Below are 26740 nucleotides of genomic sequence, written 5' to 3' on the forward strand. Positions count from 1 at the left end.
CATCAGTCCGGGCGGGGCATCAACAGGCTCAGCTGCTGCTGCACTGAGGCGGGGACGAGGTCTTCCAACGCCTGGGTCAGGCGCGCCATGCGTGCCGGCATGGCAGGGTTGTCGTGGTGCGCGAAACGCAGCCATCCGGCCCATGCCAGCACCTGCAGGAGCTGGTTGATGAAACCGGGGTTGGCCTGGTAGCTGGGAAGTTGCGCGAGCTCCGCGTAGGTGCGCGCTCCTTCTCGCAGCGCCTGCAGCATCGGTCTCACATGGTGCAGTGGCAATTGCACCGGGCCGATGCGGGTCGCTAGCGTCAGTGTTGCGGCGGGATCGCGCGTTTGCAGCTGCTGCAGGTCGGCCGAGGGCAGCAGCACCACGCGCTGGGTCAGCAAGGCGTGGCGATGCTGTTGGGCAGACAGGAGGCAGGCGCGATGGCCTTGCGGCTCGCGTTTCTGGTAGATGTCACGCCGCTGGTTCTGGTTGCGCGCAATGTCTTTGGCCGTCTCGATTTCCGGGGTGCCGGCGCCTTGCCTGCGCAAGGCGTCGATGATGGGCTGCACGCCTGCCGGGAGCGACACTGCGTCGATGTTCTCGATGGGTGTGGCGCTTGCCGTGTAGTCGCAATCGGACTGCGCGAACCGGGCCATGACTTCGGCAACGTGGTGGGCGTGCCATGATCGGTTGAGAAACTCGTGCGCGAGGTAGGCGTCGTCCTCCTGTGTCAGGCGCTGGATTTCGCGCTGTGCGGACGGGTGTTCCACGAAGTAGCCGGCGCCGCCGCTGGCCAAAGCCTGCACCAGTTGCACGGCGCTGCGGGCGCGCTGCGCACTGTCGCCGGAGGCGCGGTCGGCATGCAGATGCATCAGCTTTTGCGCGGCGCCGAACGCGGCAGAACCCGGTTGGCACATGTAGCCGAGGTAGACGATGCCACCCGGCTTGAGCCGGTGCGCGATGATGGTGTGAAGGGCGTCCTGCACGTTGGGTTCCACCCAGCTGTAGAGCCCGTGGCAGACGATGTAGTCGCAATCGGGGGCCGGCTGTGCCAAGGCGCGCTGCGCGGTGTCGCGAAGGTCTTCGCATTCGAAGCGGGCGTTCGTCAGCGCGGCGGCACTGGCGACAAGTTGTGCCTGTGCCACTTCCCGGCTGCTGAGATCGATGCCTATCGTCTCGGCCTGCGGATGGCAGGCGGCGCTGACCAGAGTGTTGATGCCGATGCCGCAGCCCAGTTCGAGCATGCGAAACGGGGCATTCGGTGTCGGCGCCGCGTACCCGGCTGCGGTCAGCGTGGTGTGAAGCCACGCCGGCAGCATTTCCCGGTGGAAATGGGCCGGGTAGGGCACATCGGTGATGTAGGTGTCGCAGCGGTGCATGACTTGATAATTCGGGGCGAATCGAGATGGGCGGGCGACCATGATAAAAGCCACTTCGGCATTTGCCGAAGTGGCTTGAACTTTCTGCGCGCAAGGCCTTGAGCGCACGCAGGTCCATGTCTTCGCAAGCAGGCGCAGCGCAGTTAGCGCCAGGGCGCAAACCGCAAGCCGGGCAGGTTGCCCGGCGAGACGTTGCAACCCATGCGCGCCACTGGCTGCGCCACGGGGGGGAGGCGCCCGAATGGCCTCTTAGAACCTGTTGACGATCGTTTTAATGCACCGCGTTGCCTCACCAGACGATGCGCAATGCAAGGCGCAAACCGCAGTCGCTCTGCTGGCCCGACGAGGATGTGCAACGCCGCAGCGCGCGTTTGGCCAGGCACTCCCAAGGGCAGCTGGGCAAAAGCACACCGGGCCGCGTTGCCCGCCTTGCGCAGAGGACCGGTCTGGGCTGCGGCAGGCGCCTTGCCCGCCGCACTTTGGCCTGACTGCGCGGTACATGAAAAGATCGTCAACAGGTTCTTAGAAGGATCCCGTCAGCGTGATGTAGTAGGCGCGACCTGGTTCGTTGTAGGTGGCAGCCCCTGCCGCCTCGGCGTTGGCGGTGCGGTACAGGCGTTTGTCGGCCAGGTTCTCCACGCCGAAGCCGGCGCGCAGGTTGCGCGAGATCTGCCAGTTGGCGCGCAGGCCAAACAGCGCGTAGGAGCCGCGGCCCTCGGTGGTCAACTCCTGCCCGCGCGCGCCGATGGTGCGCGGTTTTTGTTTGCCGTAGAGGGTAGCGCTGAGCTCGGCGGACCACGCGCGATTGATGCGCCAATCGAGCGTGCTGTTGAGCGTGTACTTGGGAATGATGGACAGCGGCTGGCCCGTATCCTTGTTCTTGTTCTGATCCATCACGGTCAGGTTGTTGAACAGCTTGAGTGTCTCGCCATGCTCGCCCAGTAGCGGAACGTTCAGGCTGCCTTCCAGGCCCCTCACTTTGGCCTTGCCGGCGTTGAACCACTGATAACGGTTATAACCGTCTCCAACTGGTGGAGGAGCAAAGGGCATGTCCGCCACAATCTTGTTCTTGTAGTCGTTGTCGAACACGGCCACCGTGGCGTCCCAGCCCTGATGGTTGGTCCAGCTCAGACCAATTTCCTTGTTGATGCTGGTTTCCGGATCGAGGTCCGGGTTGCCCTGGATGTAGCAATTTCTGTCAACACCGATGGGACAACCGTTACCCCTCGTGTAATACCAGTAGTCAGGGTTGCTTTGGTAGAGGTTGGGGGCCTTGAAGGCACGTGCCACCCCGCCGTTGATGGCCCACTGCTCATTCAACTGGTATGTTGCGTTCAGGCTCGGGCTCCAGTTGTTGCCGAACTTGTCGTGGTGGTCCAGCCGCAAGCCGGGGGTGACCACCAGCGCATCGGTCAGGGCGATGTTATCTTCCAGATAGAGGGCCCAGGTGTCGGCGCTGATTTCGGGGTTTCCGCTGCGTTCAAATCCGGCTGGAGGATTGGCGTTTTGCGAACCTGGATCGCGCAGTTGTTCGCGCCGGTATTCCGCGCCTACAGTGAGCATGTGTCCGACGGCGCCGGTGGTCAGCGGCATGTAGAGCTCGCCGTTGAGGAAATGGTTTTTCAGGTTCGAGTTATTCCATGTAATGGGGTCCGTGAATCCTCCCTCGACAGAGCCAGCCGCGCCCTCGTTGACGTAGCGGCGGTCAGTTTCTTCGTATTGGTAGATCAGGCGCGAGTCACCCCATCTGCCCCATCGCCCTCGATGCGTAATGCCAACGTTGCGACGCAGCATTCGGTTGGTCTCGGCCCCCTGGTCGGCCATTTGTCGTTGGATGGGATTTAGGTCCGCTTGCACAAAGCGTTCACCGCTGTAGATATTGCCTTGGCGGCTGACGCCTGCCTCGAACTCCAGTACCTGGTCTGGCGTCAGATCCCAGCGCAACAGCCCATTGATGTCGCGATTGCGCACCCCTTCACGCCCGGCTGCTGGCGCAGCCTGTGAGCCATGCCCTGCATTGATGTCAACGGCGTCGCGGTCGGTCTTGGCGACATTGCCATAGACGCGAAATGAAAAAGTCTCCGACAGTGGGCCTGAAAGATTGAAGCCCGCGCGACGCGTATCTCCCTCATCGCCATCTTCCGGAAGGCGGAAGTAGGTCGTGACTTCCCCTTCCAGCTTTTTGGTGGGGCGCTTGGTGATGATGTTGATCACACCGCCGGCTGCACCTGAACCATAGCGAGCCGCGGCGGGGCCGCGCAGCACCTCGATGCGCTCGACCGCATTGGCCGGCACCCAGTTGCTGTCGCCGCGGGTGTTGCGTTCACCGGAGCGGCGCATCATGGAGGAGTTGCGCGACTGCACGGGTTTGCCGTCGATCAGGATCAGGGTGTTTTCCGGCCCCATGCCGCGCAGGTCGATCTGGCGCTGGTTCCCGAATGCTCCGGTAGAGCTGGCACCCGAGAGGTTCACCCCGGGCATGGTGCGGATCAGTTCCGACAGATCGTTGGCGGGAGGGCGCCGCTCAATGTCCTCCTTGGTGATGGTGGATACGCCGACAGCTTGCTTGAGCTGCTCTTCCGCGGTGCCACTGATGGTGATTTCCTGTAGCTGGTAATCCGCATCAGCGTCGGCACTCTCGGAGTCGGTGCTTTGTGCGGCAACGTGTGCGGACATGCCCAGCAACGTGCAGGCGGCGGCGCTCGCGATCAAGTGACGGCGGAAGAGGCGCGCATGGCAGGAGGACGGGTTCATAGTGACGGTCAGAAAAGTTCCGTTGATAAATCGTGAAATATTAGTGTAATGGTAATAACTATTATTTGAGATTTCGTCTTTACTATTTGTTGCGATCAAGCTACGCCGCAGAGGGTGTCCGCCATGCCCGAGACGCAGCCTGGACGGCGCGTGACAACCATGCAAGCGTGCGCAGGCGGCGCCCATCATGAGTGCGGATTGGTTGCCGTCAGGTCCAACCATGCAAGCGTGCGCAGGCGGCGCCCGTCCCGTTGCTTGCAGGCTGCGCGCACGTGCATGCAAGGCTGCCGGTCGCTCCTCGGCTCCCTTGGCACCGGGGCGCGCCGTGCGGGCGTGGTTGCCTTGCGCGCGTGGGGTCAAGCGGCGCCATGAAAAAGGCCGCCTGGTGGCGGCCTTTTTTCTGCAGGTAGCGATGTGGACTGCGCTGGTGCGAAGCAGCGTGGCGCGCACCGGATGTTTTTTTGCAGCAACGATAGGTGGCGTTGTCTGCTCCGTTTCGGCAACGGGTGGGCAGGGGCCCACCCGGGGTGCCAATCACTGCGTCTTGGGCAGGGCATAGGCGATGACGTAGTCGCCGCGATCAGGCGACTGGCGGGCGCCGCCGGCTGCCATGACCACGTACTGGCGGCCCGTCTTGGGGGAGACATAGCTCATCGGGGTGGCCTGACCGCCCACGGGCATGCGGGACTTCCACAGCTCCTCGCCGGTGGCGACATCAAGTGCGCGCATGTAGTAGTCTTGGGTCGCACCGTAGAACACCAGGCCAGAGGCTGTCACCACACCACTGCCCAACGTTGGCATGCCCAGCGGCACCGGCAGCGATGCCCGGATGCCGTTGACGACCGCATCTTCGACGGTACCGGCCGGGACCTGCCACATCAGCTCGCGGCTTTCGAGGTCGACGGCTGCGAACACGCCCCATGGCGGCGCATTGCAGGGAATGCCCAGCGGCGAGTTGAAGGCCGCGTGGTCGATGACGAACGGCGTGCCGTGCATCGGATAGGTGCTGCCCACGCCGTGGCCTGCCACAAGCTTGCTTTCATCCACGTTCTCATGCGGAATCAACGTGACCACCTGTGGAATGCGGATGTCGTTGAGGAACAGGTAGCCACGGTTCTCGTCGATGGCGGCACTGCCCCAGTTGAAGCCGCCGTAGTAACCCGGGTAAATGAGCGTCGGCTTGGTCGATGGCGCGGTGAATTCGCCCTCGTAGTTGAGCTTGCGGAATGCGATGCGGCAAACGAGTTGGTCAAAGAAGGTGGCGCCCCACATGTCCGCTTCGGTCAGCGGCTCGGCTCCCAGGGCAGGCATGCCGACGGAGTAGGGCTGGGTTTTTGCCACCCAGTCGCCAGCGGCGACGGTCTGCGGCACCGCGCGCTCCTCGACTTCGGCAATCGGTGTGCCATCGCGCCGGTCAAGCAGGAATATCTGACCGCGCTTGGTCAGCTGTACCAGGGCCGGAATGGTCTGCCCTTTGCCATCGGGAATGTCGTAGAGCGCCGGCTGCGAAGCGATGTCGTAGTCCCAGATGTCGTGGTGCACGGTCTGGAAAGTCCAGCGTTCGCGACCGGTACGGATGTCGAGTGCCACGACGGCCGAGGAATGCTTCTCGGTGGTTTCCGGACGGTTGCCGCCCCAGAAGTCGGGTTGCTGGTTGCCCAGCGGTAGGTAGACCAGGCCGAGATCTTCGTCGAAGGCAGGCGTTGACCACACATTGGGGGTGGAACGCGAGTAGGAGCCGCCTTCGGGCGGCAGCTTGGTGATCTCGGGTTGGCCCATGTCCCAGGCCCAGATCAGTTCGCCGGAGTCGGCACTGAAAGCGCGAACGACGCCGGAGGGTTCGTCGACCGAACGGCCATCGAACGTCCAGCCGCCGATGATGACCATGTTGCCCACGACCGTCGGCGCGGAGGTAAGGTAATACCACAGCACGTTGTCGTAATCCACCTTGCCCATGCCAACGGTCAGATCGACCACACCGCCCTGGCCGAAGTCCTGGCACAGTTCGCCAGTCTTGGCGTCGATCTGCAGCAGGCGCGCATCGATGGTGGTCATGACCACACGGCTGGCGCACACGGGGCTGCCGGCGGGATGGGCCGCATGCCATGCGGCATCTTCCTCAAAGGAATAAGGCTGGCTGACCTTGGCCGGCTCGTAGTAGCCCAAACCACGGCAACGGTTCCAGGTCTTGCGGTCCTCGACCTTGGGGTCGAACTTCCAGCGTTCGGCCCCGGTATCGGCATCGAGCGCCACGACCTTGTTGAGCGGCGTGCAGACAAACACGGTATCGCCGATCTGCATAGGGGTGTTCTGGAACTCCGAAGCTCCTTCGGCGATCTCGCCGGTGCGGTAGGTCCAGGCAACCTCCAGCTGTTTGACATTGTCGCGATTGATCTGATCGAACGGTGCGAATCGCGTGCCGGCCGGGGTGCGCCCGTAGTGTTGCCAGTCGCTCGGGGTTGCCGTGGCTGGCCCCAGCGGTTTGGGGGCGGCAGCGGTGTGGATGACCCCATGCGGCTGGAAGATCGCAAACGCACCGGCAACTAGGCCCACGCCCAGCACGCTCGCCAGCACATACGCGCTGCGGCGTGCGCGCATGCCTGCCAACTGCGGCAGAAGCAACGCCAGCACGAAACCGAGCACCAGAAAAGGCGCCAGCCGGGGCACCAACTTCCAGAAGTCCAGGCCTACCTCGGCGACCGCCCAGACCACGGTGGCCAAGGCAGTGATGCCAAACAGCCATGCGCCCAGCTTGTGCCGCAGCAGCAGCAAGATGCCAGACAGCAGCAAGGCGGCACCCGCCAGCAGGTAGTACCACGATCCTCCCAGCGTGACTAATTGAATGCCGCCGACTGCTAGCACCAGGCCGATCAGGGCCAGCAGCACGCCAAAAAAGCGCAATGGCCATGAACGCGGTCTGTCTGCTGCACCAGCGCCAGATGTGTGTGTTGTCATTGTCAAGTTCCTCAAATAAGCGTGCGATGGTTCGCCTTTTCTGATGCCCTGTGCCGGTCAAAACACGGTCCGGCATAAAGCGGCGCCATGATACGCCTGTAACTTTTTGACGACATGCCCCTGCCGCTATCCAGGTTTCTCGGGCGGAGGCGTGCGCGGCGCGCCTGGCCGGGCGGCCCTCGAGGGAGCGCCAATACGCCATTTCGCGCCGCGCAGGGGCAGCGGGTACGTGACGCAAAAAGGCCACCTTGCGGTGGCCCGGGTCGGCGAGCGTGGCGGGTCTTTCAGTTCACCAGAATGCGCAGCATGCGCCGCAGCGGCTCGGCTGCGCCCCACAGGAGCTGGTCTCCGATAGTGAAGGCGCCAAGGTATTCCGGCCCCATGTTCAGCTTGCGCAGCCGCCCCACCGGGATGCGCATGGTGCCGGTAACGGCCACTGGCGTGAGATCGCGCAATGTGGCTTCCTTGGTGTTGGGCACCACCTGTACCCACGCGTTGTCCTGCGCCAGCATCTCCTCGATCTCGTCAAGCGGCACGTCCTTCTTGAGCTTGAAGGTCAGCGCCTGGCTGTGGCAGCGCATGGCGCCGATGCGCACGCAATAGCCGTCTACCGGAATGGCAGGGGTGCCGAATGCTTCGCCAAGGCCAAGGATCTTGTTGGTCTCGGCCATGCCTTTCCACTCCTCACGACTGGTGCCATTGCCAAGATCGGAGTCGATCCACGGAATGAGCGAACCGCCCAGCGGCACGAGGAAGTTGCTTGTCTCCTCGCTGGTGAGGGCACGCTGCTTGGCAATGACAGTGCGATCGATTTCGAGAATCGCGCTCTTGGGATCTTGCAGCAGCGCGGCAACCTCGCCATAGAGCGTGCCGAATTGCGTCAGCAACTCGCGCATATGCTGCGCGCCGCCGCCGGAAGCGGCCTGGTAGGTCTGGGTGCTCATCCACTCCACCAGCCCGGCCTTGTAGAGTGCACCGACGCCCATCAGCATGCAGCTGACTGTGCAGTTGCCGCCAATCCACGTGTTGCCGCCAGCGGCGAGTGCATTCTTGATGACCGGCATGTTCACGGGATCAAGCACGATGACGGCGTCCTTGTCCATGCGCAGAGTGGACGCGGCATCGATCCAGTGTCCCTGCCAGCCCGCGGCGCGCAGTTGCGGGTAGACCTGCTTGGTGTAGTCGCCACCCTGGCAGGTGAGGATGATCTCGCATTTGCGCAGCGCCTCGATGTCATAGGCGTCCTGCAGCGTAGTCTCGTTGCGAGCCTGCGCGGGAGCCGGGCCACCAGCGTTGGACGTGGAGAAAAAGACCGGCTCGATGACGTCGAAGTCACCTTCGGCCTGCATGCGGTCAAGCAGTACCGAGCCGACCATGCCACGCCAGCCGACCAATCCCGTAAGTTTTGCCATGATGGAGCTACCCTTTCTTCAGATGTTGCAGAAAAACCTGTTTCTGCCCCGGCTCGTCTGGCCGGTTGAAGGACGGGCGCGACGATCCGGAGCTGCTTCAGCCCTTAATCGTCTTTGTGGTGATGGCAACGCGCGCCTGAGCATCCGCTACAGCAGATATCCAGGCAGTCTGACGGCCCCTGCGTACGCCGCCCGCAACGCGAACGGAGACGGTGTGATGAGGAGCGAGGAGCTGCGCGGCCATAGTGACGCAGAGTATAGCGGTTTCTGTCTGGGACTGTCTGCGAGCATCAGTCGATGACCATCACGTCGAAAGGCCGCGACGGCGCAACGATCTCCGCCTGGGCGGCAACCAGTGGCAGATCGCGGCTGCCATCGCAGGTGGCATGGACCAGCGCAAACAGGCTGGATGTCGCGTGGGCAAGGGCATGCGGCAGACTCTCCCCCAGCAGTAGCCTGGCCAGCAAAATGGCCGAAAAGGTATCACCCATCCCGTTCGGCAGCGGCTGGCGCTCGATGACCGGGGTGTAGACCGTCCAGGCGTGCTCGCCAGTGATGGCCAGGGTGGCCAGGGTGCCGGATGGCACATCGGGTGTCATCACGCTGGTGATGATCACCGTCTTTGCCGAGCCATTGATATAGCTCCGCGCGACCTCCAGCGTGTGCGCAATGGATTGCAAAGGCGCGCCGCCCATGAGCTGTTCGAATTCGAACTGATTGGGGGTGATGATGTCTGCCGCGGGCAGGGTATGGGTGCGGTGGTATTCCGGAATGCCGGGCCGCACGAAGATGCCGCGGCCGACGTCGCCAAACACTGGGTCGCACAGATAGCGTGCCTTCGGGTTGCGTTGGCGCACTCGATCGGCAATGGCAACAATCGCGTCACCGATGCTGGCATCGCCCATGTAACCGGAGAGAACAGCGTCAATTCTCCCGAGGATTCCGCGCTCCTCCAGCCCGACAAAGATGTCCTGCAGATGCTGGGCATCGAATACTTGACCACGGAAGGCGCCATATCCCGTGTGGTTGGAGAACTGCACGGTGTGCACCGGCACCGCTTCAATGCCCAAGCGCTGCAACGGAAACACTGCTGCGGAATTGCCGGCATGGCCGTAGGCGACATGGGATTGAACCGAGAGAACAACGGGAGGCATGGCGAGTATCAGGACAACGAGAGCAAGGGCGGGATATCGGGGACCGGCGGCACTGGCGTACATGCAGGTGCGCGCAGGCAGTCGCGTGCCGATTGTGCGGCAATACCGCAGCATGCAGCGCAAATCGGTGGCGGCAGAGGAGGTACAGTCGGCCACGAAAAAGCCCCGCATGAAGCGGGGCCGGGAGCCATCAGCGTCGCGCCGCGCAGCGCAACGATCAATCGTCACCGCCGAAGATGCCCAGCATCACCAGCAGGTTCTGGAAGATGTTGAAGACGTTCAGGTACAGCGACAGCGTGGCGCTGATGTAATTGGTCTCGCCGCCATCGACAATGCGCTTGATGTCATACATCAGCCAGAAGCTGAACAATGCGATTGCAGCTGCCGACAGTGCTGCCACCAGCGCAGTGGACTGGAAGACGAAGAAGTTCAGCAGCATCGTCACGAGAATGACGATGGCGCCTGTCACCAGCCACTTGCCGGCACCGGAGAAATCGCGCTGGGTCGTGGTGGCAATCGTGGCCATCGTGGCAAAGACTGCGGCCGTGCCGGCAAAGGCCATCATGATCAGCTGCGTGCCATTGCTCATGCCCAGCACCATGGCGAGGATGCGCGAGAGCATGATGCCCATGAAGAAGGTGAAGGCCAGCAGCACGGCTACACCTGCGCCCGAGTTCTTGGTTTTCTCGATCGCATAAATGAAACCGAAGGCGCCGGCGAAGAAGACAATCAGCCCCACGCCGCCAGACAGGAGTGCTGCCGCATTGAGCTGCAAGCCAACCAGGGCGCCAATGACCGTGGGAATCATGGACAGGGCAAGCAGCCAGTAGGAGTTGCGCAACACGCGATTGCGCATCTCGGCACTGACCACGCCATAGTCCATGCCGCGTGCGTTTAGGTGTTGGTTCATTCGTAACTTCCTTCGTAGGGTGAAAATCGGGATACCTGAAATTCTATATGGGGTGTGTATCCGTGCTTACAAGTCCCACGATCCATCAGGTTTTTGCCCCGATCTTGTCGCCATCGGCAGGAAAAGAGCGTCAGCCACCTGTCAGCGCGTGGTGTATTGCATGGTGCGGCGATACCACTCGTGAAAATGCTGCATGCCGTCTTCCATCGGGCTCTGATAGGGCCCCACCTCATTGTCGCCGCGCTCGAAAAGGGCGCGGCGGCCCGCGTCCATGCGCTCGCCGATTTCGTCGTCCTCGATGGCCGTCTCCATGTATGCAGCGCGTTGCGCCTCCACGAATTCGCGTTCGAACGCGACAATCTCTTCGGGGTAGTAGAACTCCACCACGTTCATGGTCTTGTCCACGCTGATGGGGTGCAGCGTGGAAATCGTCAGCACGTGGGGGTACCACTCGATCATGATGTGCGGGTAGTACGTCAGCCAGATCGCGCCGTGCTGCGGCAGTTTGCCTTCGTTGTAGCGCAGCAGCACGTCATGCCAACGGCGGTAAACCTCGCTGCCCGACTGCTGCAGTGCGTTGGCCACGCCGACCGTCTGCACCGAGTATTCCCTGCCAAACTCCCAGCGCAGGTCGTCGCAGGTCACGAAGTTGCCGAGACCGGGGTGGAAGGGCCCGACGTGGTAGTCCTCCAGATAGACTTCAATGAAGGTTTTCCAGTTGTAGTTGCAGGCGTGCATTTCCACATGGTCGAGCGCAAAGCCTTCGAAACTGAGCGCATGGCGCGGACCAAGTCGTGCCAGATCGGCTGCAATGTCACGGCCGTTGTCCTCGAACAGCAGGCCGTTCCATTCGCGCAGCGTGTAACGGTTCAGATTCAGGCACGGATCCTGTGGGAAATGCGGCGCGCCCAGCAGTTCGCCGTTCTCGCTGTACGTCCAGCGGTGCAGCGGGCAGACGATGTTGCCGGCCGCGTGACCCTTGCCGTTGCGCTGCAGGTTGCCACGACCCTGCAGCATGATTGCCTGGCGATGGCGGCAGACGTTGGAGATCAACGCCACGCTGCCGTCGCGCTGGCGCACCAGTGCACGTCCCTGCTGCTCCTGCGGCAGGGCGTAGTAGTCGCCCGGTTCCGGAACGGCCAACGCATGCCCCAGATAACGGGGCCCGGCTTGAAAGATGGTCTCCATCTCGCGCCGGAAAAGCGCTTCGTCGAAATAACTGGAGACCGGTAACTGGCTGGTGGCCTGCTGCAGTTGAAGACTTAAATCAGACATGCTGTTTGTCCTGACCTAAAGACCCCCCACAGGGGCGCGCGTTTCGTCGCCGAAGCTGATGGCGCAGTGAAAAAAACAACAAGCCGGCTCAATGCGCAAGGCATCGCCGGCTAACGTTTCGAGGCTGCATTTTAGCCAGTGGGTGGAAATCGCTCGGCAGCGGAAGGTAAATGGTTGAGCTGCCTGCCAGTGATTTGTCACAAAGGTCGGCAGTGACAGCGTTGCGGAGTCCGCGGCGAGCCGGATCGGCACGGCGCCTGCACTGACGCGCATGGCCCGGCTGCGCCCATTAGAATCGACCGTTTACGCGCGAGCCGGCGCTGCGGTCTGCTTTTCTCAGGCCATGCCAGCCTTGCCTGATGGGCGCCGGCATTTCCCCTTACCGTTTCAGGATATCCGCCACGATGCCCGCCAAGAAAGCCAAAGCAGCCTTACCTGCCACCTACGAGCAAGCCGTCGAGGAGCTGGAATCGCTGATTCGCCAGATCGAGGCCGGCAGTCTCCCGCTGGAGCAGCTGCTGGAGGGCTACCAGCGTGGCGCCGACCTGCTGGCTTTTTGCCGCAGCCGCCTGCAGGCGGTCGAGCAGCAGATTCTTGTGCTGGAGGGGGAGGTGGCCAGGCCGCAGGCGGACAAGGCGTGAGCCGGGTCGGGCATGTTGACGGCCTGCCGTGGTGGCCGGGTGCATGCAGCCTCGCTCGCACTGCCTCGCTCGGGCGGCGCCCGCTGCCTACAATGCCGCAAAGTTTTGCAGCCACTGCTCCTTTGCGCGTGCTTGGTGCGGGTGGGCAGAGTCCAGTTTTGAAAGAGTTTCCGTTTTGACGTCTTCTGAATCCAAACCCCCAGCGCTCGCGCACGGCGAGACGGCAGCTGCGCCGGTGCTGTTTGCTGACTGGCTGCGCCTGCAACTGCGGGTCATTGAATCTGCGCTGGATGCCTTCGTGGCGCCTGGCGCACCTGCGGAGCTGGCTGCCGCGATGCGATACGCGGTTCTGGGTGGTGGCAAGCGTCTGCGTGGCATGCTGGTTCTGGCTGCCCAGCAGGCAGTGGCGTGGGGCGAGGCCTCGCCTGCTGCGGCGTGGCGTGCAGCGGCCATTCGCGGTGCCTGCGCGGTCGAGCTTATTCACGCCTATTCGCTCGTGCACGACGACATGCCATGTATGGACAATGACGTGCTGCGCCGCGGCAAGCCTACCGTCCATGTGCAGTTTGGCGAGGCCACGGCTTTGCTGGCAGGCGATGCCATGCAGGCCCTGGCATTCGAGCTGTTGGTGCCCGCAGCGGGCAGCGACGTGACGATAGTTCCTGAGGTCCAGGCCGCGCTGTGTGGATTGCTCGCGCGTGCATCGGGCCCCACAGGCATGGCGGGTGGCCAGGCCATTGATTTGGCCCATGTCGGCAGGACCATGGACCGGGCGGCGCTGCAGCGCATGCATGAGCTCAAGACCGGGGCGCTGCTGCATGCCAGTGTCCTGATGGGGGCGCACTGCGTGCCCGCCGTAGCGGCCCGAACCCTGGATGCACTCTCTGCCTATGGGCGAGCGCTGGGCTTGGCCTTCCAGGTGGTGGATGACATTCTGGATGCGACGACCGACTCGGCAACGTTGGGCAAGACTGCCGGCAAGGATGAGGCGGACAACAAGCCGACCTACGTGTCCCTGGTGGGAGTGGCGTCGGCACGCGCCTACGCGGAGCAGCTGCATGCCCAGGCGATCGCGGCGCTGCAGCGCAGCGGCCTTTCCCACGCGGCATGTGCGCCCTTGCGGGGCCTGGCCGACATGGTCGTGCAGCGCTCGCACTAAGCCATGCGTGCCTCCTCCGCGATGCTGTGCTTGCGACCGGTCCGGGCATCGGTGCTGGTGCAGCGCCAGGCCGTGCTTGAACATGAACAAACCTATCAGCCATGACGACTACCGACAGCACGCACCACGATGATCCGTTCGGCCTGCTCAAGACTATCGACAGCCCGCATGACCTGCGTCGTCTGCCGCGCGAGCAGCTCAAGCCGTTGGCGGCGCAACTGCGCAGCTTTCTGTTGCAGAGTGTGGCCAAGACAGGGGGGCATCTGAGTTCGAATCTCGGCACGGTGGAGCTGACGGTCGCGCTGCACTACGTGTTCGATACGCCGCATGACCGGCTGGTGTGGGATGTCGGCCATCAGACCTATCCGCACAAGATTCTTACCGGGCGGCGCGAGCGCATGGCCACGCTGCGCCAGCTCGGCGGGCTTTCCGGTTTTCCGGTGCGCAGTGAGAGTGAATACGACACGTTCGGCACGGCGCACTCCAGCACCAGCATCTCGGCAGCGCTGGGCATGGCGCAGGCGGCCGCGCTCAAGGGCGAAGATCGCTGGTCAGTCGCCGTCATCGGCGACGGCGCGATGACCGCAGGCATGGCGTTCGAGGCACTCAACAATGCAGGCGTGGCCGAGCAGGGCAAGTTGCTGGTTGTACTCAACGACAACGACATGAGCATCAGCCCCCCGGTGGGGGCGCTCAACCGTTACCTGGCGCAGCTCATGAGCGGCCAGTTCTATGCGGCGGCCAAGAACGTCGGCAAAAGCGTGCTCAAGCCCGTGCCGCCGCTGTTCGAGCTGGCCAAGCGCTTCGAGCAGCAGGCCAAGGGCATGGTGGTACCAGCGACCCTGTTCGAGAAGTTCGGCTTCAACTACATCGGTCCGATCGATGGGCATGACCTGGATTCCCTCATCCCGACGCTGGAGAATCTGCGCCATCTGGAGGGGCCGCAGTTTCTGCATGTCGTCACCAGGAAAGGCCAGGGCTATGAGCTGGCAGAAGCCGACCCCATTGCCTACCATGGCCCATCCCGGTTCGATCCTGCCGTTGGCATCGTCAAGCCCAGCACGCCGCCCAAGCGCACCTTCACGCAGGTCTTTGGGCAATGGCTTTGCGACATGGCCGATGCCGACGAGCGCCTGGTCGGCATCACGCCGGCCATGCGCGAGGGCTCGGGCATGGTGGAGTTCCATCAGCGCTTTCCGAAGCGTTACTACGACGTCGGCATCGCGGAGCAGCATGCGGTGACGTTTGCCGCGGGCCTGGCCACCGAGGGGCTCAAGCCGGTGGTGGCGATCTATTCCACATTCCTGCAGCGTGCCTACGATCAGCTCATCCATGACGTGGCACTGCAGAACCTGCCCGTGGTGTTTGCGCTGGACCGTGCCGGCCTGGTCGGTGCCGATGGTGCCACGCACGCGGGCGCCTACGACATCGCCTACGTGCGCTGCGTTCCCAATATGGCCATGGCCTGTCCGGCTGACGAGCGCGAATGCCGGCAGCTGCTCTCGACCGCCTATGCTCAGGATCGTCCAGTCTGCGTGCGCTACCCGCGCGGTGCCGGTGTGGGCGTGGCGCCGCTGGAGAGCCTTGACCCCCTGCCTTATGGCAAGGGCGAGATCCGACGCCAGCGCGCCACCGAGGCGAACGGGCCGCGCATTGCCATCCTGGCTTTCGGGACCCTGCTGTATCCCGCGCTGGAAGCCGCTGAGGCCCTGGATGCGACGGTGGTGAACATGCGCTGGGCCAAGCCGCTGGACGAGGCGCTGCTGGAGCGCGTCGCGCAGTCGCACGACTGGCTGGTAACCGTGGAGGAGGGGGCGATCATGGGTGGCGCGGGCAGCGCAGTGCTGGAGGCGCTGCAGCGCCTGCGTTGTATCAGGCCTGTGCTGCAGCTGGGACTGCCCGATGTGTTCATCGCCCATGGCGATCCCGCCAAACTGCTGGCACTGCAGGGGCTGGATGCGCCGGGCATCGAGGCGAGCATACGCGCCTTCGTAGGCCAAGGGCAGTGATGCGCAGGCGCAGGCGCCGGCCTGCCGGATGTCGCCGCGTGCATATTGCTGCCGCCAGCCGCACCAGTGTGCCAGCTCAATTCTGCGTCATGCCGTCGCGGTGCATGGCGAGAATCTGGCTTGGACGCAGATGCTTGTGGCGGTGATCACTCCATAACTGCCGCCAGCGGCGCGCACCCGGTTGACCATTGCGCAACCCCAGCATGTGCCGGGCCATGCCCATGGTTGCTGCGCCTTCCCGAAAGCGCCTGTCCATGTAGTCGACGTAGGCGCGCTCCACGTCCTCGACACGCAGGGCCTTGTCGGGCATGCCGAAGAACTCGGCGTCCCAGCGCGAGAGCCACCATGGATTGTGATAGGCCTCACGCCCGACCATGACGCCGTCCACCTGCTGCAGATGGGCATGCACCTGGGCGCTGTCGCGGATGCCACCGTTGACGACGATGGTCAGGCGGGGAAAGTCGGCCTTGAGGCGCTGCACGACCTCGTAGCGCAGCGGCGGCACCTCGCGGTTTTCCTTGGGGCTGAGGCCCTTGAGCCAGGCATTGCGGGCGTGCACGATGAACACCGCACAGCCTGCCTGCGCGAGCAGGCCGACGAAGTCGCGCACCGGCGCATAGTCCTCGTCGCGGTCCAGTCCAATGCGGTGCTTGACCGTCACCGGGATCGTCACGGCATCGCGCATGGCTTTAATGGCATCGGCCACCAGCTGCGGCTCGCGCATCAGACAGGCGCCGAAGCTGCCACGCTGCACGCGCTCACTGGGACAGCCGCAATTGAGATTGACTTCGTCGTAGCCCCATTGCGCAGCCAAGCGAGCCGCGCTGGCGAGATCGTGCGGATCGCTGCCGCCCAGCTGCAGCGCGACCGGGTGTTCGCAGGCATCGAACTGCAACCAGCGCGCCGCATCGCCATGCAGCAGTGCGCCGACGTGGATCATCTCGGTATACAGGCGCGCATGGCGCGTGAGCAGCCGGTGCAGAAAGCGGCAATCCCGGTCCGTCCAGTCAAGCATGGGTGCTACGCACAGGCGCCAGGGATTGTGCAAGGCAGATGCGTTGTCAGACGGGGGATTGGTCGAGGGCATGGACAATGTAGAAAATGCAGGGCGCTCATGCCGCCCTTTGATCGGCGCCGACGCGCTCACACGCGCGGCATTGTAGTGGCAGGCACCGCACGCGCCTGCGTTCAGCCTGTCACAGCTCGAAAGCAATGGCGCGCACGATCCCTTCGAGCAGGTCACGCGCCACGCTCGGTGGCTGCAGGGCATAGGGCGAGGTGCGGGTGTGGATGTGGCACACCCAGGCGTGCAGAGCCTCAATGGCTTCGGGGCTGAAGAAGGCCACCATCAGTTCGTAATTGAGAAACAGGCTGCGCGTGTCCAGGTTGGCCGAACCGCATAGCGCCATCGCCTCGTCCACCAGCACAACCTTGGCGTGGCACATCGTGTCAATGGCATGGATGCGCGCGCCAGCGGCCGCCACCTCACGCATGGCGCGCATGCGGGCGACGTCGGCAAGGCGGTGGTTGGACTGGCGCGGCGTGTAGATGTCCACCTGCACGCCACGTCGCGCCGCCAGCGTCAGGGCGGCGGCCAATGCCTCATCGGGCACGAAGTAGGGCGTGACGACGACGATGCGCCAGCGCGCCTGGAAGATGGCCGTCAGCAGCAGCGTATACAGTGTGTCGTCGGCATGATCGGGGCCGGAGGCGACCAGCTGCACGGTCTGGTCCGCCATGGGCGCGGCAATCAGCGCCTGCCCCGGCTGGGCGGAATCGGCCGGCCCCTGGCCCAGCACGTTGGTCAGCACGGTGTCGGCGACGCGATGCCAGGTCTCCTGCAGTCGGGAAAAGGCGTCGATGGTGCTGTGGGCCAGCGTCTCGCTGGCCACCTTGCGCGTGCCCCACAGCAGCGGCGCGGAGGCCTGGCTCCAGTCGGCCTCGAACTGCACGGCAAGGTGGCAGGCCAAAGGTCCGGTCACCTGAAACGACAGGTCCAGCCAGGCCGGGTGCAGCGGCGTGTCGAGGAAATACTCCTGCGCAAAGTTGCGCCCGCCCGACCAGGCGTAGTAGCCATCGGCGACCATGTACTTGCGGTGGTTGCGCAGGTTGGCGCGGCCCTTGACGGTGTTGTGCAGGATCGGCATGAAGCGGCGCAGCGACACCCCGTTCTGCTCAAGGCGCAGGATGTTGGCCTTGCGCAGCCGCAGGCTGCCAATGGCATCCACCAGCAGGCGTACGCGTACACCGCGGTGCGCCGCGACGATCAGCGCGTCCATGACGCGCTCGCCAATCTCGTCGTTGGCCAGGATGAAGGTGCAGACCTGTAACTCCCGCTCAGCGCGCTCGATGAACTCCAGTACGCCCAGCAGCGCCACACGGCCATCGGCCTCGAAGTGCAGCGCATCGGCGCGTACCGGCGCCGGTGCGTGGACGGCTGCCAGCACGTCACGCGCCCATGCCGGCGTGACGCGCTCGGCCGGCGTGGCATCGGCGCAGGGCAGGTCGCTGCGTACCAGTTTGGTGACCTTGCGGGTGCCGAACATCAGGTACAGCGGAATGCTCAGGTAGGGGAAGGCCACTAGCGCCAGCACCCAGGCCACGGCCGTGCCGGATGAGCGCCGGGCATGGTGGGTGCGACTGGTCACGACATACAGCAGCAGTCCCAGGCAGATCAGGCTGAGATGGCCGATGGAAATGGGTAAGGCGTACAAGGCTGGTGCGAGTGCGCGAATAAAGGATGTCGGATGGGAGGTGGCTCAGTCGGTCGCCGCAGGCGCCGTGGCGTCCGGCATGGGCGCAGCAGGCAACGGGCTCTGGTGCTGCGCCAGCAACGACTGTGGTTCACGCGACTGCAGCACGGACTGGGCCCAGTCCTGCAGTGCAGCAGTGTCCGCGGCCAGCACGCGCTCCTTGACGGCCAGCAGCTGCGCGGGGTGCATCGAAAACGACTGCAGACCCAGTCCCAGCAGCAAATCCGTGAGCTGCGGATCGCCTGCCATTTCGCCGCAGAGACAGACGGGTTTGCCGCAGGAGCGACCTGCGGCGATGACCTGCGCAATCAGCCGCAGCACGGCGGGATGGGTGGCGTCAAACAGGTGCGCCACCGACTCGTCGGCGCGGTCGACGGCCAGGGTGTACTGCGTCAGGTCATTGGTGCCAATGGAGACGAAGTCGAAGTGCTCCAGAAACTGCTCGATCATCAGTGCGGCGGCGGGCACCTCGATCATGGCGCCCACGCGCACGGGCCCGAAGGAAACCTGTGCGTCGCGCAGCTGCTGGCGCGCCTGCTCCAGCAGCTGCAGCACCAGACGGATTTCACTCAGCTGCGCCAGCATGGGAAAGAGAATCGACAGCGGTCCGTGCTCGGCGGCGCGCAGCAGGGCGCGCAACTGGGTGCGGAACATCTCGGGGCTGGACAGGCTCCAGCGAATGGCGCGCAGCCCCATCGCGGAGTGCTCCTGACGGTGGCGTGCGACGGCATGGCCATCAAGCGCCTTGTCCGCGCCGATGTCCACGGTGCGGATGGTCACCGGCAGCCCCTCCATGGCAAGCAGGGCATCGCGGTAGGCGGTGTACTGTTCCTGCTCATCGGGCAGGGCGCCGTGCCTGCCCATGAACAGAAACTCGCTGCGAAACAGCCCTATGCCGGCAGCGCCGCTGCGCAGTGCCGCCGTGCAGTCGCCGGGCAGTTCGACGTTGGCCAGCAGCGCAATCGCCTGGCCGTCGCGGGTCACTGACGGAGTATGCAAGAGCGACTGCTGGCGCTGGCGCACCTGTGCCAATTCCTCCTGCAGCAGGCGGTAGGCCTGCAGCGTCTGCGCGTCAGGATTGACGATGACCAGTCCGACGTCGGCGTAGACGATCAGCATGTCATCTTGGTGGATGCGCCGCGATGCCTCGCGGGTGCCGACGACTGCGGGAATGTCCATGCTGCGCGCGACGATGGCCGTGTGGGAGGTTTGTCCTCCGGTGTCGGCGACAAAGCCGGCAAAGGCATCGAGGCGAAAGTGCAGCATGTCCGCCGGGCCGAGGTCGTGGGCGACGACGATGAACGGCTGAGCCGGTGGGGACGCCGCGCCGTCGCCTGCATCCGCATGCGCTGTCTGCGGCGGCTGCATTGCCGACAGTGCCTGCCCCAACGGGCCGGGCGGTGGTGTGCTTCCGCTAGGGCTGTCAGTGGGCATGCGCATGCAGCGCACGACCCAGCCGACGATTTGTTCGAGATCGGCCTTGCGTTCGCGCAGGTAGCTGTCGTCCATCGCATCGAACTCGCGCGCCAGCTCGCCCAGCTGGTGCAGCAGCGCCCACTCGGCGTTGTAGCGCCGCGCACGCACTACCGCCTCGGCGCCCTCGCGCAATGCCTCGTCCTCCAGCAGCATGGCGTGCACGTCCAGCAGGGCGTGCAGCTCCGCCGAGGCGGGATCGCCCTCGATGCGCAGCTGGATGCGGCGCAGCTCGGCCAGAGCCAGGGTGAAGCCGCGTTGCAGGCGCTGCAGCTCCGCCTCGACCTGTGCGGGCGCTACCAGATAGTGCTTGACCTGCAGCGCCTCACGGCCCAGTACCATCGCGCGGCCTATGGCAATCCCGCGGGATACGGCAATGCCCTTGATGCGTTGGTTCGTCATGATTGTCTCCAACGGTTTGCGCGGTGCCACGGGTGCGCCGCACAGACTGCTGCGGCACGCCGGGGACATCGGCTATTCCTCTTCGCCGAAACGGTCGGCAATCAGTGCCAGCAGTGCGTCCATCGCTTCCTGCTCCTGTGCGCCATCGGTTTCGATGACCACTTCGCTGCCCTTGCCGGCGGCCAGCATCATCACGCCCATGATGCTCTTGGCATTGATGCGCCGGCCATTGCGTGTCATCCAGACCTGACAGGGAAAGCGACTGGCCAGCTTGGTGAGCTTGGCCGATGCCCTTGCATGCAGCCCGAGCTTATTGATGATGGTGGTGGTGGCCTGGATCATGGGCGGGTCGGTTGGCTTGTTGTACGCCCCGCTTGGGCGAGACGTGGATGACGCCCTGCACGGCGCCGGATTCGGCCCGCTCGAGCAGCTCGGGCAGGCTCTCATCGCGGTAGGTCATGGCGCGCAGCAGCATCGGCACGTTGGCGCCGGTCAGCATCTGCGCAGGCACCCCGCGCGCGCAGCTCCAGTCGGCCAGCGCGCGTGCCACGTTGAACGGGGTGGCGCCGAAGACGTCCGTGAGGATCAGCAGCGGCGCCTGGCTGGCGCCCAGCAGCTGTGGCGCCTGCGCCAGCCAGTGCGTGACGTCGTGCTCGGGCCGCACATCCAGCGCCAGCACATCGTCTGCCTGTGCGCCGAATACATGCACGGCGCATGCCTTCAGTGCCGCCGCCAGCGGCGCGTGGGCAACAACGAGAATGCGGCAATCGGACATGAAGATGGTGGCAAGGCAGGTTCAGGGGCTCAGGGTGAGCGGCCAATCATACGCAAATAAAGTGTCCGTCCGCTGCGGAAGATTACTGGTGCACGGGGGCAGCTGTGGCAGCCAGGGCCATCTCAGCCGGGGCTAGGACGATCACCTGCTTGCGCAGGCGGGGTGGCTGCCGCAGGGGCGGGCCGGGCGCCGAAGATCGCCTGGCCGATGCGCACGATGGTGGCGCCTTCCTCGATGGCCCATTCGAAGTCTCCGGACATGCCCATCGACAGCTCGTGCAGCTGCGCCCCCCATGCAAGGTCCTGCTGCAGCTGTGTGCGCAGTTGCCGCAATAGTACGAAGCATTGCCGCACGCGCGCCGGATCGGGCGCGTTCAGCGCCAGTGTCATCAGGCCCCGCACGCGCAAGGCGGAAAACGCAGGCAGCTGGCGCATGAACGGCAGCACGTCCTGTGGTGGCAAGCCGAACTTGCTCGCTTCGCCGGAGGTGTTGACCTGCACCAGCACATCCAGCGAGCGGCCCTGTGCTTGCAGCCTGCGCTCCAGTGCCTCGGCCACGCGCAGGCTGTCCAGTGCGTGGAATTCGGCGGCGCATTGCGCCACCAGCTTGGCCTTGTTGGTCTGCAGATGGCCGATCACGCACCAGCGCAGGTCCGCGAGGTCGCGCATGGCCTGCCATTTGCCATAGGCCTCTTGCGCCTTGTTCTCGCCCATCTGGCGCACACCAGCGGCATAGGCCAGGCGCAGGGTGGCTTCATCCACCGTCTTGGTGACTGGCAGCAGGCGCACTGCATCGGTAGGCCGTCCTGCACGCGCGCAGGCGGCAGCGATGCGACGTTCGATGGCGGCAATGTTGGCACGCAATGTCTCTAGGGTGACTGCAGGGGAGTGTGGGGACGTAGTCGGAGTCATCGTTGTACTGTAGGCAAGCGCTGCCGGCTTGCGCATGGGATGTGTCGTGTGCCGGCGCAAGCGTGACAGGGCCAAAGCATTTGCGCCATTATCCGTAATCGGAACCAGTGGACGTGCGGTGGCGGACATGGTGGCGTGCGCGCTCACCCAACATCTGCCTGAAAAACGGTGCAGAATCGCGCCTGCCTGATTCGGGTAAACCCTTAAATTTTCCATGAACGACCTCTCGCTGAGCGTGCAGGCGCGCTGGCTGGGCGTGCTCGCCCTGTCGGCCGCCGCTTTCATTTTCAACACCACGGAGTTCGTGCCGGTCGGGCTGCTCACCGGCATTGCCGCCTCCTTCGATATGCGAGTGGCACAGGTTGGCCTGATGCTGACGATCTACGCCTGGCTGGTGGCGCTGGCCTCGCTGCCGCTGATGCTGGCCACGCGCGCCGTCGAGCGGCGCAGGTTGCTGGCGTGGGTGTTCGTGCTGTTCGCGCTCAGCCACGTCGTATGCGCAGTAGCGCCGAATTTCGCGGTGCTCGTCGCGGGGCGATTGGGGATTGCCTGTGCGCATGCGGTGTTCTGGTCGATCACGGCATCGTTGGTGGTGCGCATTGCGCCAGCTGGCCGCAAGGGGCAGGCACTGGGCATGCTGGCGACGGGCACGTCGCTGGCGATGGTGCTGGGCATCCCATTTGGCCGCATGATCGGCGAGCAGCTGGGCTGGCGCATGACCTTTGCCATGATTGGCGCGGCGGCGGTGTTGATCCTGCTGGTGCTGCTGCGGCTACTGCCACGTTTGCCCAGCCTGCACAGTGGCGACCTGCGCAGCCTGCCGCAATTGCTGCGGCGCCCGGCGCTGCTGAGCATCTACGGACTGACGATTGTCGGGGTGACGGCGCACTTCACGGCCTACAGCTATCTGGAGCCATTCATTCTCGGCATTGCCCGCCAGGATGCGCATATGGTTACCGTTGTGCTGCTGCTGTTTGGGGGCGCGGGGCTGCTGGGCAGCATGGTCTTTGGCTGGCTGGGGCTGAGGCACCCGAATGCCTTCACGATGGGAGCGCTGGGGACACTGACCGTCTGCCTGCTGCTGCTGTGGCCGGTGGCGCTGCATCCGCTTTGGCTGTTGGTGCTGGCCGTCGTCTGGGGCGCGGTGTTTGTGTGCTTTGCGCTCGCCATGCAGGCGCGCACGCTGGGGCTGGCCAGTGACGCCAGCGATGTGGCGATGGCGTTGTACTCCGGCCTGTTCAATGTGGGAATTGGTGCGGGTGCGTTGCTGGGCAGCCGTGTCGGCGATGGCGTGGGGCTGCAGTACGTGGGGCTGGTGGGGGCGCTGTTTGCGCTGCTGGCACTGGCCGCCAGCCTGTGGGCACTGCGCCGCTATCGCGCGGGGTTCAGCGCCGGGGCGTTGCAGGGGTGACGTCCAGATAGCGGTGACGCAGTTCGGTGATCGCCGCGTTGTTCAGCCCCAGCGCCTCGGCAGCGTAGTTCTGTACCGAACCCCATGCGTGTTCGATCTCGCGGTAGGCGGTATGCAGGAAGTCCGGGTGGACCCGCCAGAGCACGTCGAGCACCGGCGCGGGCAGATGGTTGTCGGGCAACTGCGGCTGGCGATACAGCAGATTGGTCAACAGGTAATCGGCCTCAATGGTGGCACGCGGCACGCCCAGCAGTTCCAGCAGGAGGGCGGCGGCAAAGCCAGTGCGGTCTTTGCCGGCGGTGCAGTGAAACAGCAGCGGCGTCTCGTGGCGCAGCAGCACTTCAAAGAACTGCCGGTATTGCGCCGTGTTCTCGTGTACGAAGGCGACGTAGGTCTGCTGCATCAGCCGGTGGGCGGTGGCAGCGTCGAGCGCGTCGCCGGCGGCAAGCAGCGCCTGCATGTCCTGCACCACCTGCGGTTCGATGGGAATGGCGATGCGCTGCAAGGTGGCAATGGTGTAGGCGTGCGTGCGCTGCTCGTCAGCGCCGCGAAAGTCAATGCTGTGGCGCACGGCCAGCTGCGCGAGCGTGGCCTGGTCCGCGGCGGTCAGTTCCGAGAGACGGTCCGAGCGAAACAGCGTACGCCAGCGCACCTGCTGGCCCGCGGCGGTGCGGTAGCCGCCTAGATCGCGGAAATTGCTCGCACCCTCAAGGGGCACGTGTCGGGAGGGTTGGCCAGGCGCGGTCGCAAGCGCGCGCTGCAGGGCGTCGACGGCAGGTGAGGACATGGCACTATTGTGACCGGGGATGGTGCCATCTGTATGACAGCTGCCCGTCGCAGAATGTAGGTATTGCCAAACCGCTGCACGGTGTGTCGTACAGGCGACGGCGAGCGGGCGATTGCGCGTTTTTCATACGCAGGCCGGGGCATTTGTTTACACTGCGCAGACTTTTGACCGCCCGCCCAGTTCGCTGTTGCGCGGGCGGTTGCTCGTTTGCCATTGCGTTGGCCTCAGGGCCGGGAGTGCAACCCCATGAAATTTCGCTTTCCCATCATCATCATCGATGAGGATTACCGGTCAGAGAACACTTCTGGCCTTGGCATCCGTGCGTTGGCGCATGCGATCGAGGAGGAGGGCTTCGAAGTCGTTGGCGTGACCAGTTATGGGGACCTGAGCCAGTTTGCGCAGCAGCAAAGCCGTGCCAGTGCCTTCATCCTCTCCATTGACGACGAGGAACTGGCCAGCAGTGATGAGAGCGAGCCACTGGTTATTCAGAGCCTGCGCGACTTCATCGGCGAGGTGCGGCGGCGCAACGAGGAGGTGCCGATCTACATCCACGGCGAGACCAAGACCGCGCGCCATCTGCCCAACGACATCCTGCGCGAGCTGCACGGCTTCATCCACATGTTCGAGGACACGCCCGAGTTCGTGGCCAAGCACATCATCCGCGAGGCGAAGAATTACCTGGAGACGATCCAGCCACCGTTCTTCAAGGCGCTGCTCGATTACGCCGAGGACGGTTCCTACTCCTGGCACTGCCCGGGACATTCGGGCGGTGTGGCATTTCTCAAGTCGCCGATCGGCCAGATGTACCACCAGTTCTATGGCGAGAACATGCTGCGTGCCGATGTCTGCAATGCGGTGGAGGAGCTGGGCCAGTTGCTCGACCACAACGGCGCCATCGGCGAGAGCGAGCGCAATGCCGCGCGCATCTTCAACGCCGACCATTGCTTTTTTGTCACCAACGGCACCAGCACCTCCAACAAGATCGTCTGGCACCACAATGTCGCGCCGGGCGATGTTGTCGTGGTCGACCGCAACTGTCACAAGTCGGTACTGCACAGCATCATCATGACCGGCGCGATCCCGGTATTCCTCAAGCCCACGCGCAACCATTACGGCATCATCGGTCCAATCCCGAAAAGCGAGTTCGAGCCGGCCAACATCCAGAAGAAGATCAAGGCCAACCCGCTGATGAAGGACTTGCTCAAGGAAGTCAACGTCAAGGACATCAAGCCACGCGTGCTGACGCTGACGCAGTCAACCTACGACGGGGTGCTCTACAACACCGAAGCCATCAAGCAGATGCTCGATGGCTACGTCGACAACCTGCACTTTGACGAGGCCTGGCTTCCGCATGCGGCCTTCAACCCGTTCTACGGTACCTACCATGCCATGGGCAGGAAGCGCGCGCGGCCCAAGCAGAGCGTGGTCTATGCCACGCAGTCCATCCACAAGCTGCTGGCCGGCATCAGCCAGGCCAGCCACGTGCTGGTGCAGGACTCGCAGGAACGCGCGCTGGACATCGCGCTGTTCAACGAGGCCTATCTGATGCACACCTCGACCAGCCCGCAGTACAGCATCATCGCCAGCTGCGATGTGGCCGCGGCCATGATGGAGCTGCCCGGTGGCGAGGCACTGGTGGAGGAAAGCCTGCTGGAGGCACTGGACTTTCGACGCGCGATGCGCAAGGTCGAGGAGGAGTTCGGCAAGAACGACTGGTGGTTCAAGGTCTGGGGCCCCGAGAAGTTGGCCGAAGAAGGGGTAGGGCGCTCGGCCGACTGGATTATCCGCGGCAACGGCAGCCGGTCCCGCAAGGCGTCCAGCAGCTGGCATGGCTTTGGCAACCTGGCCGATGGCTTCAACATGCTTGATCCCATCAAGGCCACCATCGTCACCCCAGGGCTGGATCTGGACGGCAACTTCGCCAAGACCGGCCTGCCGGCCTCGATCGTCACCAAGTACCTGGCGGAAAACGGCGTGGTGGTCGAGAAAACCGGTCTCTACAGCTTCTTCGTGATGTTCACCATTGGCATCACCAAGGGGCGCTGGAACACGCTGCTGACTGCGCTGCAGCAGTTCAAGGACGATTACGACAAGAACCATCCACTCTGGCGCGTGATGCCGGAATTCTCGGCGCAGCACCGTCGCTACGAGAAGATGGGCCTGCGCGACCTGTGCCAGCACGTGCACCAGCTCTATGCCAAGCACGACATTGCGCGCCTGACTACCGAGATCTACCTCTCCGATCTGACGCCTGCGATGCGCCCGGCCGACGCCTATGCGCACATCGCCCGCCGCAAGACCGAGCGCGTGGAAATTGACCATTTAGAAGGCCGCATAACCGTCGGGCTGGTCACGCCCTATCCGCCGGGCATCCCGTTGCTGATTCCCGGTGAAGTCTTCAACCGCAAGATCGTTGACTATCTCAAGTTCGCACGCGAGTTTGCCAAGCAGCTGCCGGGCTTCGAGACCGACATCCACGGCCTGGTCGTGGAAAAGGACGCGGACGGCAACAAGCGCTTCTTCGCTGACTGCGTGGCATATAACTGAACAGGCACGCGGCATAACATCGTGACTAACGAGCGTCCTGCGTGCTTCGCC

At 64.1% G+C, this 26740-nt stretch carries 19 protein-coding genes; 5 read left to right on the top strand and 14 right to left on the bottom strand.

All coding sequences use genetic code 11. The annotated features are described in order from the left end of the window. Positions 1 to 2 precede the first annotated feature (2 nt). From AAV94_RS05580 to AAV94_RS05615, 7 genes are all read right to left on the bottom strand, one after another. On the bottom strand, positions 3 to 1361 hold the full coding sequence (locus AAV94_RS05580; RefSeq protein WP_052754931.1) for a class I SAM-dependent methyltransferase: 1359 nt from the start codon (positions 1359 to 1361) through the stop codon (positions 3 to 5). Positions 1362 to 1883: 522 nt separating this feature from the next. Continuing rightward, entirely contained in the window at positions 1884 to 4304 is a 2421-nt protein-coding gene (locus tag AAV94_RS05590) for a FepA family TonB-dependent siderophore receptor (RefSeq protein ID WP_269430761.1), read from the bottom strand. Positions 4305 to 4649: 345 nt separating this feature from the next. Next, positions 4650 to 7070 carry a membrane-bound PQQ-dependent dehydrogenase, glucose/quinate/shikimate family gene (locus AAV94_RS05595; protein ID WP_084824762.1) on the bottom strand — a complete coding sequence of 807 codons (2421 nt, stop codon included), beginning with the start codon at positions 7068 to 7070 and terminating at the stop codon, positions 4650 to 4652. A 284-nt stretch (positions 7071 to 7354) separates the two neighbouring features. Next, complete coding sequence (asd, locus tag AAV94_RS05600) at positions 7355 to 8482, bottom strand: aspartate-semialdehyde dehydrogenase (protein WP_046741349.1); 1128 nt, start codon at positions 8480 to 8482, stop codon at positions 7355 to 7357. 290 nt (positions 8483 to 8772) lie between these two features. After that, a complete protein-coding gene (pdxY, locus tag AAV94_RS05605) occupies positions 8773 to 9636 on the bottom strand; it encodes a pyridoxal kinase PdxY (RefSeq protein ID WP_046741428.1) in 864 nt (287 codons plus the stop codon). A 217-nt stretch (positions 9637 to 9853) separates the two neighbouring features. Further along, positions 9854 to 10546, bottom strand: a complete 693-nt coding sequence (locus AAV94_RS05610) for a Bax inhibitor-1 family protein (protein ID WP_046741350.1) — start codon at positions 10544 to 10546, stop codon at positions 9854 to 9856. 141 nt (positions 10547 to 10687) lie between these two features. Continuing rightward, positions 10688 to 11821 carry an aromatic ring-hydroxylating oxygenase subunit alpha gene (locus AAV94_RS05615; protein WP_046741351.1) on the bottom strand — a complete coding sequence of 378 codons (1134 nt, stop codon included), beginning with the start codon at positions 11819 to 11821 and terminating at the stop codon, positions 10688 to 10690. A gap of 404 nt (positions 11822 to 12225) precedes the next feature. Here AAV94_RS05615 and xseB point away from each other — a divergent pair, with 404 nt between their 5' ends. The 3 genes from xseB (at position 12226) to dxs (ending at position 15630) form a co-directional block, all read left to right on the top strand. Continuing rightward, positions 12226 to 12462, top strand: coding sequence for an exodeoxyribonuclease VII small subunit (gene xseB, locus AAV94_RS05620; protein ID WP_046741352.1), 237 nt, complete (start codon positions 12226 to 12228; stop codon positions 12460 to 12462). A gap of 235 nt (positions 12463 to 12697) precedes the next feature. Continuing rightward, entirely contained in the window at positions 12698 to 13621 is a 924-nt protein-coding gene (locus AAV94_RS05625; protein ID WP_046741429.1) for a polyprenyl synthetase family protein, read from the top strand. Positions 13622 to 13722: 101 nt separating this feature from the next. Further along, entirely contained in the window at positions 13723 to 15630 is a 1908-nt protein-coding gene (gene dxs, locus AAV94_RS05630; RefSeq protein ID WP_046741353.1) for a 1-deoxy-D-xylulose-5-phosphate synthase, read from the top strand. A 76-nt stretch (positions 15631 to 15706) separates the two neighbouring features. Here dxs and dusA read toward each other — a convergent pair whose 3' ends face one another. The 6 genes from dusA to AAV94_RS05660 form a co-directional block, all read right to left on the bottom strand. Beyond that, positions 15707 to 16645, bottom strand: coding sequence for a tRNA dihydrouridine(20/20a) synthase DusA (gene dusA / locus AAV94_RS05635; RefSeq protein WP_231731252.1), 939 nt, complete (start codon positions 16643 to 16645; stop codon positions 15707 to 15709). A gap of 181 nt (positions 16646 to 16826) precedes the next feature. Then, on the bottom strand, positions 16827 to 18344 hold the full coding sequence (locus tag AAV94_RS05640; protein WP_046741355.1) for a phospholipase D-like domain-containing protein: 1518 nt from the start codon (positions 18342 to 18344) through the stop codon (positions 16827 to 16829). Between the two features lie 45 nt (positions 18345 to 18389). Beyond that, the gene (gene ptsP, locus AAV94_RS05645) at positions 18390 to 20258 is read right to left on the bottom strand and encodes a phosphoenolpyruvate--protein phosphotransferase (protein WP_046741430.1); all 1869 of its coding nucleotides are present in this window, start codon (positions 20256 to 20258) and stop codon (positions 18390 to 18392) included. Between the two features lie 72 nt (positions 20259 to 20330). Continuing rightward, entirely contained in the window at positions 20331 to 20600 is a 270-nt protein-coding gene (locus AAV94_RS05650) for an HPr family phosphocarrier protein (protein ID WP_046741356.1), read from the bottom strand. Next, positions 20569 to 21033, bottom strand: coding sequence for a PTS sugar transporter subunit IIA (locus AAV94_RS05655; RefSeq protein WP_046741357.1), 465 nt, complete (start codon positions 21031 to 21033; stop codon positions 20569 to 20571). The genes AAV94_RS05650 and AAV94_RS05655 overlap by 32 nt, the downstream gene beginning before the upstream one ends. Positions 21034 to 21155: 122 nt before the next feature. Beyond that, complete coding sequence (locus tag AAV94_RS05660) at positions 21156 to 21944, bottom strand: YggS family pyridoxal phosphate-dependent enzyme (RefSeq protein ID WP_046741431.1); 789 nt, start codon at positions 21942 to 21944, stop codon at positions 21156 to 21158. Positions 21945 to 22158: 214 nt separating this feature from the next. Here AAV94_RS05660 and AAV94_RS05665 point away from each other — a divergent pair, with 214 nt between their 5' ends. Next, complete coding sequence (locus AAV94_RS05665; protein WP_046741358.1) at positions 22159 to 23355, top strand: sugar transporter; 1197 nt, start codon at positions 22159 to 22161, stop codon at positions 23353 to 23355. Here AAV94_RS05665 and AAV94_RS05670 read toward each other — a convergent pair. Then, positions 23330 to 24142 carry a tyrosine-protein phosphatase gene (locus tag AAV94_RS05670; RefSeq protein ID WP_046741359.1) on the bottom strand — a complete coding sequence of 271 codons (813 nt, stop codon included), beginning with the start codon at positions 24140 to 24142 and terminating at the stop codon, positions 23330 to 23332. The genes AAV94_RS05665 and AAV94_RS05670 overlap by 26 nt on opposite strands. Positions 24143 to 24388: 246 nt before the next feature. Here AAV94_RS05670 and AAV94_RS05675 point away from each other — a divergent pair, with 246 nt between their 5' ends. Then, positions 24389 to 26689, top strand: coding sequence for an arginine/lysine/ornithine decarboxylase (locus AAV94_RS05675; RefSeq protein WP_084824764.1), 2301 nt, complete (start codon positions 24389 to 24391; stop codon positions 26687 to 26689). Positions 26690 to 26740: the final 51 nt, after the last annotated feature.

The sequence above is a fragment of the Lampropedia cohaerens genome (assembly GCF_001005215.1).
GTDB lineage: Bacteria > Pseudomonadota > Gammaproteobacteria > Burkholderiales > Burkholderiaceae_C > Lampropedia > Lampropedia cohaerens.

Bases quoted from the DNA above. Each gene is read 5' to 3' on its own strand.
- AAV94_RS05580 (WP_052754931.1), bottom strand. From the start codon at position 1,361: ATGCACCGCTGCGACACCTACATCACCGATGTGCCCTACCCGGCCCAT.
- dxs (WP_046741353.1), top strand. From the start codon at position 13,723: ATGACGACTACCGACAGCACGCACCACGATGATCCGTTCGGCCTGCTC.
- AAV94_RS05590 (WP_269430761.1), bottom strand. From the start codon at position 4,304: ATGATGGGCGCCGCCTGCGCACGCTTGCATGGTTGTCACGCGCCGTCC.
- AAV94_RS05675 (WP_084824764.1), top strand. From the start codon at position 24,389: ATGAAATTTCGCTTTCCCATCATCATCATCGATGAGGATTACCGGTCA.
- AAV94_RS05595 (WP_084824762.1), bottom strand. From the start codon at position 7,070: ATGACAACACACACATCTGGCGCTGGTGCAGCAGACAGACCGCGTTCA.
- ptsP (WP_046741430.1), bottom strand. From the start codon at position 20,258: ATGACGAACCAACGCATCAAGGGCATTGCCGTATCCCGCGGGATTGCC.
- xseB (WP_046741352.1), top strand. From the start codon at position 12,226: ATGCCCGCCAAGAAAGCCAAAGCAGCCTTACCTGCCACCTACGAGCAA.
- AAV94_RS05660 (WP_046741431.1), bottom strand. From the start codon at position 21,944: ATGACTCCGACTACGTCCCCACACTCCCCTGCAGTCACCCTAGAGACA.
- AAV94_RS05655 (WP_046741357.1), bottom strand. From the start codon at position 21,033: ATGTCCGATTGCCGCATTCTCGTTGTTGCCCACGCGCCGCTGGCGGCG.
- dusA (WP_231731252.1), bottom strand. From the start codon at position 16,645: ATGCTTGACTGGACGGACCGGGATTGCCGCTTTCTGCACCGGCTGCTC.
- AAV94_RS05665 (WP_046741358.1), top strand. From the start codon at position 22,159: ATGAACGACCTCTCGCTGAGCGTGCAGGCGCGCTGGCTGGGCGTGCTC.
- AAV94_RS05670 (WP_046741359.1), bottom strand. From the start codon at position 24,142: ATGTCCTCACCTGCCGTCGACGCCCTGCAGCGCGCGCTTGCGACCGCG.
- AAV94_RS05615 (WP_046741351.1), bottom strand. From the start codon at position 11,821: ATGTCTGATTTAAGTCTTCAACTGCAGCAGGCCACCAGCCAGTTACCG.
- AAV94_RS05610 (WP_046741350.1), bottom strand. From the start codon at position 10,546: ATGAACCAACACCTAAACGCACGCGGCATGGACTATGGCGTGGTCAGT.
- asd (WP_046741349.1), bottom strand. From the start codon at position 8,482: ATGGCAAAACTTACGGGATTGGTCGGCTGGCGTGGCATGGTCGGCTCG.
- AAV94_RS05650 (WP_046741356.1), bottom strand. From the start codon at position 20,600: ATGATCCAGGCCACCACCACCATCATCAATAAGCTCGGGCTGCATGCA.
- pdxY (WP_046741428.1), bottom strand. From the start codon at position 9,636: ATGCCTCCCGTTGTTCTCTCGGTTCAATCCCATGTCGCCTACGGCCAT.